The sequence below is a fragment of the Onishia taeanensis genome, assembly GCF_013349955.1.
Lineage (GTDB): Bacteria > Pseudomonadota > Gammaproteobacteria > Pseudomonadales > Halomonadaceae > Onishia > Onishia taeanensis_B.
On the sequence record NZ_JABVXC010000004.1, the window covers coordinates 244432 to 261254 of the forward strand.

General features: G+C 63.2%; 17 protein-coding genes. 8 read left to right on the forward strand and 9 right to left on the reverse strand.

Translation table 11 applies throughout. From position 1 onward, the window contains the following. Positions 1–44 precede the first annotated feature (44 nt). Entirely contained in the window at positions 45–584 is a 540-nt protein-coding gene (locus HUS66_RS07565) for a response regulator transcription factor (RefSeq protein WP_175070303.1), read from the forward strand. 67 nt (positions 585–651) lie between these two features. Here the strand turns inward: HUS66_RS07565 and HUS66_RS07570 are convergent, their stop codons facing one another. Beyond that, complete coding sequence (locus tag HUS66_RS07570; protein ID WP_175070304.1) at positions 652–1428, reverse strand: 3-hydroxybutyrate dehydrogenase; 777 nt, start codon at positions 1426–1428, stop codon at positions 652–654. Between the two features lie 358 nt (positions 1429–1786). Here HUS66_RS07570 and HUS66_RS07575 point away from each other — a divergent pair, with 358 nt between their 5' ends. The 3 genes from HUS66_RS07575 to HUS66_RS07585 all read left to right on the forward strand — a co-directional run bounded on the left by HUS66_RS07575 (position 1787) and on the right by HUS66_RS07585 (position 4114). Next, complete coding sequence (locus HUS66_RS07575) at positions 1787–2608, forward strand: inositol monophosphatase family protein (RefSeq protein WP_175070305.1); 822 nt, start codon at positions 1787–1789, stop codon at positions 2606–2608. Between the two features lie 144 nt (positions 2609–2752). Then, a complete protein-coding gene (locus HUS66_RS07580) occupies positions 2753–3028 on the forward strand; it encodes a GrxA family glutaredoxin (RefSeq protein ID WP_175070306.1) in 276 nt (91 codons plus the stop codon). Positions 3029–3346: 318 nt separating this feature from the next. Next, positions 3347–4114: a DUF1338 domain-containing protein gene (locus HUS66_RS07585; protein ID WP_175070307.1), complete on the forward strand. Its 768-nt coding sequence runs from the start codon at positions 3347–3349 to the stop codon at positions 4112–4114. 47 nt (positions 4115–4161) lie between these two features. Here the strand turns inward: HUS66_RS07585 and HUS66_RS07590 are convergent, their stop codons facing one another. Then, positions 4162–5055 carry a LysR family transcriptional regulator gene (locus HUS66_RS07590; protein WP_175070308.1) on the reverse strand — a complete coding sequence of 298 codons (894 nt, stop codon included), beginning with the start codon at positions 5053–5055 and terminating at the stop codon, positions 4162–4164. Positions 5056–5213: 158 nt separating this feature from the next. Between HUS66_RS07590 and HUS66_RS07595 the strand changes: the two genes are divergently transcribed. Both HUS66_RS07595 and HUS66_RS07600 read left to right on the forward strand, forming a co-directional pair. Next, entirely contained in the window at positions 5214–6395 is a 1182-nt protein-coding gene (locus HUS66_RS07595; RefSeq protein ID WP_175070309.1) for an MFS transporter, read from the forward strand. A gap of 137 nt (positions 6396–6532) precedes the next feature. After that, positions 6533–6844, forward strand: a complete 312-nt coding sequence (locus HUS66_RS07600; RefSeq protein WP_254628733.1) for a hypothetical protein — start codon at positions 6533–6535, stop codon at positions 6842–6844. Positions 6845–6878: 34 nt separating this feature from the next. On the opposite strand, the gene HUS66_RS07605 is transcribed toward HUS66_RS07600, so the two are convergent. Next, complete coding sequence (locus HUS66_RS07605) at positions 6879–7745, reverse strand: LysR family transcriptional regulator (RefSeq protein WP_175070310.1); 867 nt, start codon at positions 7743–7745, stop codon at positions 6879–6881. Between the two features lie 104 nt (positions 7746–7849). Here HUS66_RS07605 and tmpA point away from each other — a divergent pair, with 104 nt between their 5' ends. After that, positions 7850–8998 carry a 2-trimethylaminoethylphosphonate dioxygenase gene (gene tmpA / locus HUS66_RS07610; RefSeq protein WP_175070311.1) on the forward strand — a complete coding sequence of 383 codons (1149 nt, stop codon included), beginning with the start codon at positions 7850–7852 and terminating at the stop codon, positions 8996–8998. Further along, the gene (locus HUS66_RS07615; RefSeq protein ID WP_175070312.1) at positions 8995–9573 is read left to right on the forward strand and encodes an HD domain-containing protein; all 579 of its coding nucleotides are present in this window, start codon (positions 8995–8997) and stop codon (positions 9571–9573) included. Before tmpA ends, HUS66_RS07615 begins: the two co-directional genes overlap by 4 nt. A gap of 67 nt (positions 9574–9640) precedes the next feature. On the opposite strand, the gene HUS66_RS07620 is transcribed toward HUS66_RS07615, so the two are convergent. The 6 genes from HUS66_RS07620 to HUS66_RS07645 are packed head-to-tail and all read right to left on the reverse strand — an operon-like array spanning position 9641 to position 16809. Beyond that, positions 9641–10537 carry an EamA family transporter gene (locus tag HUS66_RS07620; RefSeq protein WP_175070313.1) on the reverse strand — a complete coding sequence of 299 codons (897 nt, stop codon included), beginning with the start codon at positions 10535–10537 and terminating at the stop codon, positions 9641–9643. Beyond that, positions 10534–11931: an FAD-dependent oxidoreductase gene (locus tag HUS66_RS07625; protein WP_175070314.1), complete on the reverse strand. Its 1398-nt coding sequence runs from the start codon at positions 11929–11931 to the stop codon at positions 10534–10536. Before HUS66_RS07625 ends, HUS66_RS07620 begins: the two co-directional genes overlap by 4 nt. A gap of 52 nt (positions 11932–11983) precedes the next feature. Further along, the gene (gene phnX / locus HUS66_RS07630) at positions 11984–12802 is read right to left on the reverse strand and encodes a phosphonoacetaldehyde hydrolase (RefSeq protein ID WP_175070315.1); all 819 of its coding nucleotides are present in this window, start codon (positions 12800–12802) and stop codon (positions 11984–11986) included. A gap of 24 nt (positions 12803–12826) precedes the next feature. After that, positions 12827–13954, reverse strand: coding sequence for a 2-aminoethylphosphonate--pyruvate transaminase (locus HUS66_RS07635; protein ID WP_175070316.1), 1128 nt, complete (start codon positions 13952–13954; stop codon positions 12827–12829). A 45-nt stretch (positions 13955–13999) separates the two neighbouring features. Then, on the reverse strand, positions 14000–15691 hold the full coding sequence (locus HUS66_RS07640) for a putative 2-aminoethylphosphonate ABC transporter permease subunit (RefSeq protein ID WP_175070317.1): 1692 nt from the start codon (positions 15689–15691) through the stop codon (positions 14000–14002). Further along, entirely contained in the window at positions 15688–16809 is a 1122-nt protein-coding gene (locus tag HUS66_RS07645) for a putative 2-aminoethylphosphonate ABC transporter ATP-binding protein (RefSeq protein WP_175070318.1), read from the reverse strand. Before HUS66_RS07645 ends, HUS66_RS07640 begins: the two co-directional genes overlap by 4 nt. Positions 16810–16823 lie beyond the last annotated feature (14 nt).

Sequence of the window (16823 nt, forward strand, 5' to 3'; positions counted from 1 at the left end):
TCAAGCGCGCGCCAGCACGCAGAAAGATCAGAGACGAGGACAACATGTCAGAGACGCCACAACGCCTGCTGATCATCGACGATGACGAGATGTTCTGCCATGTCATGCAGCGGGCCATGAGCCGTCGCGGTTTCGAGGTCATGGTGGCCCACGATGCCGAACAGGCCCTGGCACATGCCCGACAGTCACCGCCCGAGATCGCCACCCTGGATTTGAAGCTTGAACAGAGCTCAGGCCTAAAGCTCCTGCCGGAGCTGCTGGAGCTGGCCCCGGCCTGCCGGGTAGTGGTACTCACCGGCTATTCGAGCATCGCCACCGCCGTGGAGGCGATCAAGCTCGGCGCGGCGAACTATCTGTGCAAGCCTGCCGACGCCGATGAAATTCTGGCCGCCCTGGAGCACCAGGATGGCAATCCGGATGCCGAAGTCGCCGACAATCCCCCCTCGATCAATCGCGTGACCTGGGAGCACATCCAGAAGGTGCTTCAGGAACATGATGGCAACATCTCGGCGACGGCTCGGGCGTTGGGTATGCACCGTCGCACCCTGCAGCGCAAGCTGCAGAAACACCCGGTAAGACGCTAGGCTAGATCTAGCCCCACGTCTTACCGGAAAACCGGCGAGGCCTTGCCCGAAAGCCGGCCTGACACCGCTACTGAGCGGTCCAGCCCAGGTCGATGTTCCAGCTCGCCCCGGTGACAGCGCCAGCGAGCTCCGAGGCCAGGTAGGCAACCAGTGATGCCACCTCGCCCGGCTCGATCAGGCGCTTGACCGCGGCATTCTTGAGCATGATCTGCTCGATCACCTGCTGCTCGTTCATATCATGAAGCTTGGCCTGATCGGCAATCTGATTATCGACCAGCGGGGTCTTCACATAGGCCGGGCAGATGGCGTTGGCCGTGATGCCCTGACTGCCCCCCTCGAGTGCCGCGGTCTTGGTCAGGCCAATCATGCCGTGTTTGGCACTGATATAGGCGGCTTTGCCGGGTGACGCGACCTGAGCGTGCACAGACGCGATGTTGATGATGCGCCCCCATCCTCCCTCACGCATCGACGGCCAGGCCGCCTGCGTCAGCAGGAAGGGCGCCGTCAGCATCAGGTCGATGATCTGTCGCCACTTGGCCTCCGGGAATTCTTCAATGCTGGACACATGCTGGATACCGGCATTGTTGACCAGGATATCCAGGCGCCCAAAGCGACGCAGCGCCTCTGCCACCGCCGCACGGCAGGCATCTCCATCGGTCAGATCCGCCTGAAAGAAGACCGCGCCAGCCGCGTCGGCCACTGCCTGACCATCGGGGTTGAAATCCACCGCTAGTACCTGATGCCCCTGGCGGCAAAACTCCTCGACCACTGCTGCCCCAATACCGCTGGTAGTCCCGGTGACCAAGGCAACTCGCGGCGATGTCTCCTGTGACGTGCTACTCATTGCTAACTCCTGTAAAAGGCATGACGCTCCGCACGGCGGAGATCCTGAATCAGCATACGATGAGGCTTGCGGAAAACACCAGTGCGGCGCTGCAACATATACGGGGCGTCAGACGAAAGCGCTAGGCACATAGGGCGGGCACATAGAGCAGGAATATAGGGCGATCGGTGCAAGTCAGCGAATGGCGCCCAAGTTAAGTGGGACACGTCAAATCCATAGCGGGAGACAAAGGCCGCGTTAAAAATAGAGGCCGAGCAATGAACGTGGCATGAGATCTCCGGAGACGCCATAAGCGACACGTAATGCTAGAATACGAGTTTCGACGACACCAACCTCCCCTCACCGCCGCGGAGCCGCCATGCAGACTGCCCAACGCCTCGAGATCGCCATCGACATCGCCAAACAGGCCGGCCAGGCCATCATCGACGCCCGTCAGTCACAGGACTTCTCCCAGCGCTACAAAGCCGGGAACGAACTGGTGACGGATGCCGATGTCGCCGTCGACACCCTGATCGGTCGCGCCCTCGAAAAGCACTTCCCCGGCGAAGCACGGCTGACCGAGGAACTCTCCCCCGATCGCGGCGCCATTGAACAGTCGGGCGCCCTCTGGGTGGTGGACCCCATCGATGGCACCGTCAACTTCGCTCACGGCCTTGCTCACGTGGCGGTGTCCATCGCCTGGGTCAAGGATGGGCACATCGAGATCGGCGTCGTCCATGCGCCCTTCCTCGGCGAAACCTTTACCGCAGTGCGCGGCCAGGGCGCCTGGCTCAATGACGAGCGTATTCGCGTCAGCCGCGCGTCACAGCTAACTAACAGCTTGGTGGCCACCGGTTTTCCCTATCGCCGCGATAGTCGGCCGCCGCTGATCCGTCGCCTGGCCGCCGTACTCGAGTACTGTCAGGATGTGCGTCGTAACGGTGCCGCCGCCCTCGACCTGTGCAATGTGGCTTGCGGCCGCCTCGATGCCTACTACGAGAGCGTCTCTCCCTGGGACTTTGCCGCCGGCGTCCTGATCGCTCGCGAGGCTGGCGCCCGCACCGGCCATCTGTATCCATGCCCGTCGAGCATTCCCGAAGACCTCTACGGAGAAAATCTGCTGGTCAGCGCCCCGGATATCCATGGCGACTTGGTCAAGCTGTTGGTGCGCGCCGATGAAGACCGACACGAGACCGGCTAAGACGATAGCCGCTCGGCTCTGCTATAGCAGCCTGCAATAGTCGACGTAGCCAGACTCTATTGGCATCCCCCGGCACATTGGTGAACAATGTGCCCATATTCAAATCGATCCCGTCACATATCACGTTTATTTAAGGAGCCCTACATGTTTGTTGTTATCTTTGGTCGCCCCGGCTGCCCCTTCTGCGTTCGTGCCAAGGAGCTCGCCGATAAATTGAGCGATGTCGGCGCCATCAGTGGCTTTCGCTATATCGACATCCATGAAGAAGGCATCAGCAAGGCCGATATGGAAAAGACCATCGGCAAGCCGGTCGAAACCGTACCGCAGATTTTCGTGGATCAGACCCACGTGGGTGGCTTCACCGAGTTCAACCAATACGTGAGCGACAATGCCCTGATGCCGGAAAGCGCGGAACAGTAAGAGCGCCGGAACCTTTCAGGACGAACTCGTGAACAGTACCCCGTACTCACTTCCTGGGTGCTTGATAGGTACTTGATTGATAGGTACTTGATAAGCACCTTCGTAACAGCGAGTTCGTGAATAGCTTAGCAAGCAGGCAGCCATACGGACGCTGGCTGCTTGACAGACAGCCGCCCAAGGGCGGCTGTCTTCATATACGGGTAAAAGGCGATAGTGCTCCGCGTTGGTTGCGTCTGGCTCGCGTTGAAAGCCTAGAGGTCTGCTGCACCTATACTCAGTGGAATACTCGAAGGCTCGACGTCAGGGAGAGAGCGTCCGATGCAACGCCAAGAATTTCTCCAACAGCTGTGGCTGGACTACATCCACCTGCACCCGGAGATCGGTGGCCTGCGGCTGTGGCCGGTGGGCAGCGAGCCCGAGTTCCTCGCCTTGCTGACTCTGAACCATGGCCCCTTTGCCGCGGCCAAGCTGCTGCCCACACTCACCCAGTTCGGCTATCGCGCGAAAGAGCGACATGCGATGGCTGATCGAGGCCTTTTGGTCTCACTCTATGCGCCCCCCGACAACGGCCCCTGGCTGGTGCTCGGTGAACTTCAGTTGGGCACCCTGACGCGTGAGCCTCGGGAGATTCTCCAGGCACTGGTCGCCCAAGCACTTCAAGAAGACACAGGCGGCCAGAACCTGCTGGCAAGAGGCCGGCCCTGGCCAATGCCTGACTGGAATATGTTCTGCCTGTTGCAGCGCGCTCATCCGCTGGCGGCCTGGCTTGCCGTGATGGGACCACGACTTCACCACGCTGGCTTCGACTGCGATCGCCTGGGCAGCGATCTCAATACGCTGGATGCACAGTTGGAACAAGCGGGCCTGGACAGTAGTAGCGATCGCCATCACGGCGTCTTCCCGGTATCGGCACTGCTCAACTACCGCTTCTATCCGAGCTGTTCACAGCGGCTCGCCTTCGCCGGCGGCGACGAGCATCGCATTACCCTGGGTGGCCTGGCGCTGATCCAATCCTGCCTGCCGGGCAAGCATGACCGCTCAGCCGAGCTGCTGCTCCCCCAGCACACCCGCTGTGAACTCGCCTGAGCTCTTCCATGCCAGCGAAATGGAGCTCGTCATGACAAGCTTCAGGATCACAGTCTCAGCCGCGGCGTAATGAAATCCAGGAAGGCACCGATGCGTGACGAAAGGGCCGTGTTGCGGTAGTACACCGCCTGGACCTGCTCGCGTCGGTGGGGGCTAAGCATGCGATCGGCCAGCAGGCTGACCAGACGCCCATGAGTAAGATCCTCCTGAATCATGAAGCGTGACAGGCAGGCGATCCCCTCGCCGGCAAGGCATAGCTGTCGCATGACTTCACCACTGGACGTGCTCAACTGCGCTCTGATGTTGGCGCCCTCTTGAGTCAGCCCCTCTACTGGCCAGCGATTCAGACTGTTGGCATTCAGAAATCCCAACAACTGATGGTCCCGCAGCCCGGCTGGGCTGGACGGCACCCCATGGCGCTCCAGATAAGAGGGGCTGGCCACCAGCTGCAGCGGCGAGCGGCCGAGCATCCGGGCGTGAAGGGTGGAGTCCTCGAGGCTGCCGATGCGAATCGCCACGTCGGTGCGTTGCTCGAGCAGGTTGATGATATCGTCCGACGCGGACAGCTCTAGCTCGATCCCCGGATACTGCTCGCGAAAGGCCCCAATCAGGGGTACCAACTGATGAAGAACGAACGGGGTGGCCGCATCCACCCGCAGCGGGCCGCTGGGCCGCTCGCGGCTCAAGCGCGTCTGCTCCTCCGCCTGCGCCAGCACAGCAAGGCCTTCCCGCACGCGCTCGACAAAGGCGCGCCCTTCGGTGGTTAGAGTCACGCTGCGGGTGGTGCGATTGAGCAAGGGGGTGTCGAGCTGTTGCTCCAGGCGCTGGACGGCGCGCGATACCTTGGCAACCGGCACATCCGCCAGCCTTGCCGCCGCACTGAAGCCCCCGCTGTCGACCACCGCCACCAGCAGGCGAAGATCCTCGGTACGACTCTGCATGCTCTCTCCTCGCCCCCTCGTCGCCTCATTATCCCCCCTCCACACTATTACGTTTTCTGTAAAAGTGTTTTTATTTTACCCCCGTTTATCGCACAAGATAGCAGGCGCAGACTCTGCGGCGTTCACACGCCTCGAACGCTCATCAAAGGAGCTCTGCCATGCCCATCGCATTGTACGCACTTATGCTCAGTGCCTTTGCCATCGGCACCACCGAATTCGTCATCGTCGGTCTGGTGCCCACCATCGCTCAGGATCTGGGGGTTTCATTGCCCTCGGCCGGCCTGTTGGTCAGCCTCTACGCCACGGGGGTCGCCATTGGGGCACCGGTACTGACCGCCCTCACAGGAAGATGCAATCGCAAGCTGGTGCTGTTGGGGCTGATGGCCCTATTCATCGCCGGCAACCTGTTGGCCTGGCAAGCGCCCGGCTACGGCTCATTGATCACGGCCCGCATTCTCACCGGCCTGGCCCATGGCGTGTTCTTCTCCATTGGCTCGACCATCGCCACCAGCCTGGTCAGCAAAGACAAGGAAGCCAGCGCTATCGCCATCATGTTCACCGGCCTGACCGTGGCCCTGGTCACCGGTGTGCCGCTGGGCACCTGGATCGGCCAGAACTTCGGCTGGCGCGCCACCTTCCTGGTGGTCTCGGCGCTCGGCGCCCTGGCCCTGATCGGCAGCGCCTTGCTGGTGCCGCGCAATCTCAAGCAGTCCGTGCCTGCCACACTTGGCCAGCAGTTCAAGGTACTCACTCATCCACGCCTGCTGCTCGTCTACCTGATCACCATCCTGGGCTATGGCGGCACCTTCACCGCCTTCACCTACCTGGCGCCGATCCTTCAGGACGTCAGCGGGTTCGGTAACAACGCCGTCAGTCTGATCATGCTGGTCTACGGCACCTCGGTGGCCGTCGGCAACATCTACGGTGGCAAGATGGCCGACCGCATGGGTCCCATCCGCGCCCTGACCCTGATCTTCACGGGCCTGATCGCCATCCTGCTGATGCTGACGGTCTCCGCCACTCACCCGGTGGCCGCGGTCCTGACCGTACTGGTCTGGGGCGCCTTCGCCTTCGGTAACGTGCCGGGCCTGCAGGTCTACGTGGTGCAACAGGCCGAGCGCTTCGTCCCCGAAGCCATCGATGTCGCCTCCGGCCTCAACATCGCTGCCTTCAATATTGGTATCGCCCTGGGCTCGGTGGTCGGCGGCCACGTCGTCGAGGGCATGGCACTTACCGACACCGCCTGGATCGGCGCCGGCATCGTCATCCTGGCACTGGTCCTGACCCGCCTGTCCGGCACGCTGGATCGTCGCGGTCAAACGAGCATCGTGCAGGCCTGAAACGGACTTGGTTGTCTGCCCGGGCCTCCTGTGGGCCCGGGGCTGTGGCTCAACTGGGCGGCATACAGCCCCTCTTAGAAGTCGCCGCCTAGATAACCACCCCACAAGCCCTGACTCTGGCCGGCGCCTACCTCCTAGTGACACGTCCGATAGCCATAGCCCAGGCCATGCGCCCCTGGGGCGATGAAGTCAACGAGCCCGGGACTCTCGCTGCCGCAGGAGCCCGCATCGGCATGCTCGAGCGCTTCCTAGTACTGACGCTAGTACTGCTGGACGAGATGACTGCAGTGGGCTTCCTGCTGACCGAGAAGTCAGTGCTGCGCTTCGGCGACCTACGCGAAAGCAGCGATCGCAAGCTCACAGAGTACGTGCTTCTAGGCACCCTGCTCAGCGTGTCGGCCACAGTGGCCCTCGGTCTGGTGGAAGGCGCGCTACTCTCCGGCGCTTGACCGCTCACAGGTGGCCGAACACGTCAGATAGCCATCACCCCTCGTGCCGCAAGGCTGCCAGCACCTGCTCGAACTCGCGCCCGGCGGGCCGATCGAGGCAGCGCGTTAGCCAGTACCCCTCGGCCATGGGCAACGTTTCCTGGCTGGCCCGGTGAAGGCGCCCGGATGCCAGCGCCGAGGCACACAGCGGCAACGACCCCAGTAGCACACCCGCTCCGGCCTCGGCGGCACGCAGCGCCTGAACGAGGCTATCCAGGCGCACCACCGGCATGGGGCCGGGAGCCTCCTCGCACTGTTGGTCCCACTCCCGCCAGCCGAGCCGTGGCCCAGCCACGGCGATCCTCGGCAGTTGCCGCCAGTCCGGGACGGTGGCCAGGAGCGCAGGTGTCGCCATAGGCGCTAGCACCTCACCGAAAAGCCGCTGACTGTCACGCTCCGGCCAGTCACCCTCGCCGAAGCGAATATCCAGGTCGGCCTCCGCCTGGGCGTAGTCTGGCCAGCGATGCATGGTCGAGAGGAGCAGCTGCCGCCTAGGCAACACTGCCTGCAACTCAGCCAGGCGCGGCACGATCCAGAGCTCGATCAACGATACCGAGGCCATCAAGCTAAGCCGAGTGCGTGGAGCCGCGAAGAGGCTGTCAGCGCTATGGGTCAACCGCTCTAGCGCCTGTTGCACATGGGGCAACCAGGCCTCGCCCTGCAGCGACAGCGTCACCCCCCGCGCCTGACGCTCGAACAAAGACACCCCAAGCCGCTCCTCCAAGTGCCGGATGCGTTGGCTGACGGCGGCCTGGGTCAGCCCCAGCTCCCGGGCCGCGGCAGTAAAGCTGCCCAGTCGCGCGGCCGCTTCAAAGACCCGCACCCATTCCAGTGAAGGCAACAGCGCCGTCGACTCAGCCATAAATATTATCGCCCTCTCATCCCAATAATCGTTGATTGTCGTTATGCCACCGACGACGTCAAATGGCCAGGCATCCACTCTTCTGAAGTGTCATGGAGATCCCCATGCTCGAGACCGCCGAATTGATCGACGACGGCCAGGCCGTCCTCCTTACCTTCCAACAGGGCGAGCGGCGCCGCTTCCACGCCGTCTGGTTACGCGACAACGCCCAGGACGCCGCCACTCGTTCCCTCGACAACGGCCAGCGCCTCATCAGCCTCACCGATATCCCCGCCACCCTCCGACTAACCGAGGCGCACGTGGAGGCGGGGCGCCTGATCGTGGCCATGGCACCTGAGGCGCGCACATTCGCCTATGACAGCACCTGGCTCTGGCAGCATGCCTATGATTGTGAACCGTCCTCTCGTCGCGGCTGGCTCGATGCGCACCGCGAGACCTGGGATGCCTCATTGGCCGAGCACCTGCCCTGTACCGATATCACGGCCCTCGGCAACGACGCCGCCACGAAGCGCCGGTGGCTAGCCGACATTCGCCGCTACGGCATCGGCAAGCTCACGGGGGGGCCGGTCGAGGACGGCGCCCTGCTAGCGGTGGTGGCACAGTTCGGCTTCACCCGCGAGACTAACTACGGCCGCTATTTCGAGGTCCGCAGCGAGATCGCACCAACCAATCTCGCCTTCACCGGCCTCAGCCTGCCGGCCCACACTGATAATCCCTACCGGGACCCTGTGCCAACCCTACAACTGTTGTATTGCCTAGAAAACTCAGCAGCCGGTGGCGACAACCGGGTGGTGGATGGCTTTCTTGCTGCCCACTGCCTGCGCGAGGAGGATCCGCGCGGCTTTGAGCTGCTGGCCGGCTACTGCGCCCGCTTCGAGTATCGCGGCATGGGGGATGTCTGCCTGCAAGCCCGGCGCCCGATGATCGAACTGGCGCCGGACGGCGAGCTGATCGGCATCCGCTTCAATAACCGCTCAGCGGCCCCCTTCACCGACATTCCCTATGCCGACATGGCCGCCTACTACGCTGCCTATCGCCGGCTCGGCGAACTCCTCGAGTCCCCCGAGATGGGAGTGACCTTCAAGCTGGCCCCCGGCGAGGCCTTCCTGGTCGACAACACTCGGGTACTGCATGCGCGCACCGGCTACTCGGGAGAAGGCTCTCGCTGGCTGCAAGGCTGCTATGCCGATCGTGACAGTCTACTGTCCACCCTGGCCTGCCTGGAAGCTGATGCCCAAGGAGATAACGCATGACCAGCACAGCAGATACCGTCGTCAATCGACTCTCCGCCCTTTTCGCCGATCAGGGCGCCAAGAGCTACCTGGGCGAGGCGGTGACGATGGCCGAACACATGCTGCAGGGCGCCTGGCTGGCCGAACAGCAAGGCGAGAGTGACGAGATCATCGTCGGCGCCCTGCTTCACGATATCGGCCATTTCGCCGGCCACCTCGGCACCTTTGCCCTGACCGACACCGAAGATCGCTGCCACGAACGCAGTGGAGCGGCCCTGGTGGAAGATCACCTGCCACCGGTCGTGGTTGCCTGCATCCGCGAACATGTGGCGGCCAAGCGCTATCTCTGTGCGGTGGAACCGAGCTACGCCGAGGGACTGTCCCGCGCGTCGCAGCATTCCCTGCGCCTGCAGGGTGGGGCGATGGGGGGCGATGAGGTGGAGCGCTTCGCCCAACACCCCCACCTGGAGGCCATCCTCAAGGTGCGTCGGCTGGACGATGCCGGCAAGGAGCCCGGACAACAAACGCCAGGCTTCGAGCACTTCGCCCCGAGGGTGCGGCGACTGGCCGAGGGCCACGCCCGTCTAGCAGTCTGACCGTTCCCCGCCCGCGCGGGCGGGGAACGATGATTGACACGCACCGGCTCAATTGACGTGAGCCGGCTCAGGGCAGCGCGACCACCCACAAGCCAGCGAGCATCAATGCGGTGCCAAGCCACTTGGCCGGTGCAGCCCGCTCTCGCAGCCACCAGACCCCCAGCAGGACGCCAAGCGGAATAGACAGCTGACGCATGGCGACCACCAAGCTCACCTCCTCGGTGAGCGCCATCGCCACCAGCACCAGACCATAGGTCGACAGCACCATGATGCCGGTCAGTGGTATCGCAATGCGCTCCTGCCGCCAGAGCGACGGCAGATGTCGCCGTTCGACGCGAAGTAACAGCACCGTCGGTATGCCCCAGGCACAGGTCGCAAGGGCCTGGAGCACCATGAAGTGTCCGCCGGCCAAGAAACTGGAATGGCCGCTCTGCACCATCAGCAAGAGAGCCTGATTATCGATCAGGGAGTAGCCGGCAGTGGCCACCGCCGCCAGCAAGGCGTAGCCGAATGCCGCGGTCAGGTAGGTCGAGGGGCTTAGTGCCTGCTGGCTGGTCAAAGGCAGGCACAAGGCGCCGATCAGGATCAGCCCCATGCCGAGCATATCCAGCGACGTAAGGGCCCGGCTGCCCAGCACGCCCACCGAGACCAGCGGCACCAGCACCACCGGCAAGGCGCGGGCGATGGGATAGAGCACGCTGATTTCACCACGTGCGTAGGCCCAGGCCAGACCACCCATATAGAGCATCTGGCACAGGCCTGAGGCGACCAGCCAACCCCAGAAAGCGGGAGGCAGTGCCGCCGGCGACGGCCCCATCCATAGGATCGGGGACAGCATCAGGGCACCGCAGCCCATCGCCAGCACAAAGAAGGCGAGTGACGGCGCACGCCCCTTGCCCAGAAGATTCCAGCCGGCGTGCAGACAGACGGACAGCAGCACTAGACTCAGTGCCAGCGCGCTCATGAGGCGAGCTTGTCGGACTTGCCCGCAGCCGCAGCGAAGCCGGCCAGCCAGCGGTCCCAGAGATGGGGTGGCCGGTCAAGCTCCTCGGCCCGTTCCTGGCGACGAATGGCATTACGGACCACCAGGGACCCGAGATAGCGCACCGGCTCGGGAGGGAAACGACCCAGCGGCCCTTGAGCCAGCGGCGAGCGATGCCAGGCGTTGTCGTGTTCCAGCACCAAGGCGCTGAGCAGCTTGGCGCCCATCCGCGTCGGCCCGACGCCGTTGCCGGAATAGCCAAAGCCATAAACGACATTGGCTGCTCCTGGCAACGCACCGAAAAATGGCAGCCCCGTCACCGACCGATCCGAGGGGCCAGTCCAGCTGGCCGCCATCGAGGCCTCGCCAAGGCTCGGAAAGAAGTTTGTCAGGCTCTGGCGCAGCTCATCGCGATACCGAGACGGCCGATCGAAGATTCCATGCACATGGCCACCGAAGGCGAAGGTATTACCGCCCTTGCCCAGCATCAGGCGACCCTCGGGGGTGGTGCGGTAGTAGTGCACGAAGGTGCGTGAGTCGAGCACCGAGACACCATCTGACAATCCCGTGGCGGCCAGCGCCTCGGGCATCGGCTCGGTGATTACCATGTCGCTCGAGACGATGGCGATGGTACGACGAAAGGCTGGCAACAGTCTGGCCGTCCAGGCATTGGTCGCCAGCACCACCTTGTCGGCGACGACTCTCCCGCCCGGTGTGTGCACTCGAGCCGGACGGCCCTGATCGAGGGCCTGCATGGGTGTCTGTTCGAACAGTTCGACGCCTAGCGCTCGTGCCACTCGACGCAGGCCTCGTACCAGCTTGGCCGGCTGGACAGTGGCCGCCTGGGGCGAGAACCATCCCTGGCAATGACGCTGCGAGCCACTGCGTCGCTTTACCTCTGCGGTTTTCATCAACGTGAAACTGCCGATGCCCTGCTCAACCAAGTCATTCATCAAGGGCGACACCGCTGTCTGCTGAGCCTGATTGGTCGCAGTGAACAGGGTGCCATCCTGGCGAAACTCGGCATCGATGCCGTGATGGCGACAGAAGTCGCCGACCTCTCCCACGCAGCGCTCGGACTCGACAACCAGCCGACGGGCTTCCTCTTCACCGAATAGTCGCCGCAGAGTCGGGTACTTGCTGGCCCAGCCCAGCACGCAGCCACCGTTGCGGCCGCTGGCGCCAGCACCACAAATATCAGCCTCTATCAGGACTACCCGCAGGCTGGGTGCCTGCTCGCGCAGCATAATGGCGGTCCATAGCCCGGTGTAACCACCACCAACGATGCAGACGTCGACACGCCGGTCCCGATCCAGTGGCGGCGCCGGTTCATCACACTCCGCCGCCAGAGCCTGATCTAACCAGAAGGGTCGCATGACACTCTCCTTATAGCATGATGGTCCCAGCCAGCGGCCGGGACCGCATGGATCAGGGCCGCTCGCCACGCGCCAGGCGGGCATCGATCTCGGCGACCACCCCTGGCAGTTCGGCGATGGTATCGATCATGAAGTGCGGCTCCGACGGGGCGAACTGTGCCTCGATGCGGCGGCGTCTCTCGGCCAGTTCAGCCTCTGGCAGAGCGCAATAGGCTCCATGATCAAGCCCCAGCGCATTGCCGGAGCAAGTCAGCGCTACGGTCCACATGCCGGCCCGACGCCCTTCCAGGATGCCAGGCACGGTGTCGTCGACCTTGACGCAGGCTGCCACGTCCTCGAGCCCCAGGGCGATCACGTTGGCCAGGGCCTGAGCCGGGTGCGGGCGTCCGTTTGGCACCTCGTCAGTGGCCACAACATGGTCGGCCTCGAATCCGTTCTCTCGCGCCTGCGCCACCACATGCTCCATGACTACCGCGGGATAGCCCGAGCAAGAGCCAACTTTCAGGCCGCGCTCGCGCAGCTCGGCGATGGCCTCAAGCGCGCCGGGAATCAGTGCCGAATGCTCGCCAATCTTGGCAACCTGCAGCGGCATGAAGCGCTCATAGAGCGAAGTGACGTCATCATCGGTGGGGCTATGGCCCACGGCCTGCTCGAAACGCGCAGCGATCGCAGGCTCATCACACAGGGTGCGAATATGGTCCCATTTGCCCATCCCCATGGGGCCGCGCGCTTCATCCAGGCTGATCGCGACGCCCAGTTCTCCGAAGGCCTCGACGAAGATCTGGGTGGGCGCGAAGGAGCCGAAATCCACCAAGGTGCCGGCCCAATCAAGGATGACGCCCTGCAGGCGTTCGGGAGTGCGGTATTGCATCGGTCAATCTCCAGTGGGTCGTGTTCAGTGGGCAGGACGGGCGTCATCAACGTCCATGGTGCCCAGGGCCGTGTCGATGGCGCTCAACAGCCGGTCCATCACCTGGATGTCGATGCGACCGATACTGCCGATGCGAAAGCTCTCTACTTCGGTGAGCTTGCCGGGATAGATGATGAAGCCGTGTGCCTTGAGTTCGGTATAGAAGCGCGAAAAGTCGAAGTTCGGATGCGCCGGGCTGAGGAAGGTGGTGATGATCGGCGAGAGCCAGCGATCTTCCAGCAGGGTCTCGAAGCCTCGTTCACGCATGCCGGCGACCAGACGCTCTCGATTAGCGGCGTAGCGCGCATGACGTGCTGACACTCCTCCCTCTTCGGCGTGCTCCTTCATGGCCTGCAAGAAGGCGGCCACGACGTGGGTCGGCGGCGTATAGCGCCACTGACCGGTTCGGGTCATGTAACGCCACTGATCATGCAGGTCCAGCGACAGGGAATGACAGCGCCCCTCGGCGGCCTCCAAGGCGTCGCGGCGCGCGATCACGAAACCGAAACCGGGCACGCCCTCGAAGCATTTGTTGGCCGATGAGATCAACGCCAGGAAGGGAAGGCGCTCGGCATCCACCGAGAGCGCGCCGAAGGCGCTCATGGAATCGATGATCAGCTCGCGGCCTTGAGCGGCCACCACCTCGGCAATGGCCGCCAGGGGGTTGAGCATGCCAGAGCTGGTCTCGCAGTGGATCAAAGCGACGTAGCCGATATTCGGATTGGCCGCCAAGTACGCCTCGACAACTGCCGGGTCATACGGGGCGGCATCGCCAAACTCCATCACCTCAACGGGGCGGCCTATTCGCTCGAGCAGGCTTACCAAGCGCTTGCCATAGGCGCCGTTGACCAGCACCAGAGTAGTACGAGAAGCGTCGATCAATGTGCCGAGCGCGGCTTCCACCGCAAAGGTGCCACTGCCCTGAACGGGGATACAGGCGTGGCGTTCGCTGGCGTTGGCACACGCCAAGAGGCGACGGCAGATCTCCGCGGTCATCATATTGAATTCGTCGTCCCAGGAGCCCCAGTCGCGCTGCATAGACGCCTTGACGGTTGCACTGGTGGTTAGCGGTCCTGGGGTGAGCAGGTAGGCATCGGAATTGGGCATGGTCATTGGTATATACCAGAAATGTTAGACAAAAAAAATGTGGAGGCGGGCCTAGCCCGCCTGACGCCAACGCTGGGCCCGGGTCAACAGCAGATGACTGATCGCCGCATGCGCCAGCTTGACGCCCAGAGACGTGAAGAAAATGAGCACCGCCATTGCCGCTGCACTGGCGAAGTAGCCGGCCTCGTTCAGATGCATCACCGCCACGGAGGCCAGGCGTGTGTCACTGGTGTAGAGGAAGACTACCGCCGAGACCGTGGTCATGGCATTGACGAACAAATACACCGAGATATCCAGCACCGCAGGCAGTGAGACCGGCAGAGTCACGCGATAAAAGGTGGTCCAGAAAGGCACCTTCAGCGACGCCCCCACCGCCTCGAACTCGGGGTCAAGCTGCTTCAGGGCTGTCACCGAGGTGAGATGGCAGACGGTGTAGAAATGCACCAAGGTGTTGAGCACCAGAATGATCAACGTGCCGTAGATCCAGTTCAGCGGATTGCCGGCCTGATTGAAGAAGAAGATATAGGCCAGACCCAACACCATGCCCGGTACCGCCATCGGCAACATGGCCAGGAAGTGCAGACCCTGACGCAGCGGGCGGTAGCCTTCGCTCTTCTCGATCAACCAGGCATTGAAGAAGATCGCCAGGGTGCCGATCGTCGCCACAGAGAAGGCGAGCTTCAGCGAATTGCCCCAGGAGGTCCAGCCTCCTCCGGCCAGCGCCTCGAAGGCGTAGTGCTTGAACGTCAGCGACAGGTTGTAAGGCCAGAACTGCACCAGAGAGGCATAGATGGCGGTACCGATCACCAGCAGGATGATCGCCCCCACTCCATAGCAGATCGTGGCAAAGGTCCAGTCACGCATGGGGCTGGGGCTGGGTTGCCAGGGCACCGCCCGTGCCGAGAGCTGGGCCACCTGACGCCGCTGGATCCAGCGGTCCACCACGAAGGACAGCAAGGCCGGCAACAGCAGGATCACGCTGACCACCGCTCCCATCTGGAAGTTCTGCTGCCCCACCACCTGGCGGTAGACGTCGGTGGCCAACACGCTGAACTGCCCGCCGATGATCTTGGGCACACCAAAGTCGGTGATGGCCAGCGTGAAGGCTACGAAGCCACAGGAGATCAGGCCATAGCGCGCGCCCGGCAACGTGATGGTAAAAAAGCTGCGCCACTTCGGGGTCCCCAGGGCCTCGGCCGCCTCGTAGAGGCGCGCATCACTGTTGGACAGGGCCGTAACCAGGATCATCAGGGCATGAGGAAATATCCAGAAGCTCAGCCCCATGACAATGCCGATGGGGCCGTAGATGCTTTCCCCCATCAGCACCTCGCGAAACCAGCCCTGATTGCCGAACAGATAGACGAGACTGATGGCCGGCAATAGCGAGGGCGCAAGGATCGGCAGGATGGCCAGCATGCGGAACAGTCGCTTGCCGGGCATGCAGGTACGCGTCAGGCCATAGGCACAGAGGAAGGCCAGGCCGACCACGACCGCGGTGCTGGTCAGGGCGATGGTCAGGGAGTTGACGATGGAGCCGGCCAGGGCCGGCGTCTGGACGTAGCGCGCGAAGTTGGCGAGGCCCACGAAGTCACCGGCACGATCCTGAACACTCTTGACTAGCATGGCCGCCAGCGGGAAGAGCAGGCCCACCACCAGCAGGCCGAGGGCCAGCAGCAGTGCCAACAAACGGATCAGGGATTCGCCGGACCAGCGCCGGGACCAGGAAGGCATACCTACCATCATGGCCGCGCCTCCTGGCTAGGGAAGAGGCGCATCGCCTCGGCCGGCAATCGCACCCCAAGGGTCATGCCCGGCGTCAGGCCAAGCGCATCGCCATCGCGCACGGCGATGTCCGCCGTCAATGCCTGTTGGCATTCCTCGAGCGTCAGGCTGACGCGCAGGAAGGCTCCCAAGAATTCGATGTGCTCCACCCGCGCCGACAGTCCCTCGTCACGGCCACACAGTTCCACGGCCTCGGGACGAATGGCCAGTCGCGCCTGCTCCAGATCGGCGCACTCATGGGTCGTGCAATCCAGACGACGCTGGCCGAGCCGCAGGCTCTGCTCGCCCTCAGGACAGCACTCCAGAAAGTTCATGCTACCGATGAACTCGGCCACGAAGGCGCTGGCGGGATGCCGATAGATCTCGGCCGGCGTGCCCACCTGCTCGATCACGCCGTGATTCATCACCACGATACGGTCAGCCATGGCCAGGGCCTCCTCTTGGTCGTGGGTCACCATGATGGTGGTCACACCCAAGCGGGCCTGCAGGGCCTTGATCTGGCTGCGCAGGTGCACACGCACCCGGGCGTCGAGAGCCGATAGCGGCTCATCCAGCAGAAGCAATCCTGGCTCGGTAGCCAGCGCACGCGCCAGCGCAACACGCTGCTGCTGTCCCCCGGACAGTGCTGCCGGATACTTGCCCTCGCTGCCGACCAGATCTACCAGAGTTAGCAGCTCGGCTACCCGTTCACGCATCCGGTGACGATCATCGCGCCTGTTGCGCAGCCCATAGGCCACGTTGTCGAAGACCGTCAGATTGGGGAAGAGCGCATAAGACTGGAAGACGATGCCGAAGTCTCGTGCCTGGGGCGGTAAGCGCGAGATGTTGCGCCCGCACTGAACGATGCGCCCCGTACTCTGGGGGGCCAGCCCCGCGATGGCTCGCAGCAGGGTTGTCTTGCCACAGCCGGAAGGCCCCAGAAAGCAGACGAACTCGCCTTCACGAATCGTCAGATCGATATCTTGCAGGGCAGTGAAATGGCCGAAACGTTTGCTGAGCCCGGCAATCTCGAGATGAATCCCTGCATCGGCAACGGCGGCATGAGCCGTAGGTGATACAGGGGCGGTCAGGGTGGTCATGACGAAATACTCCC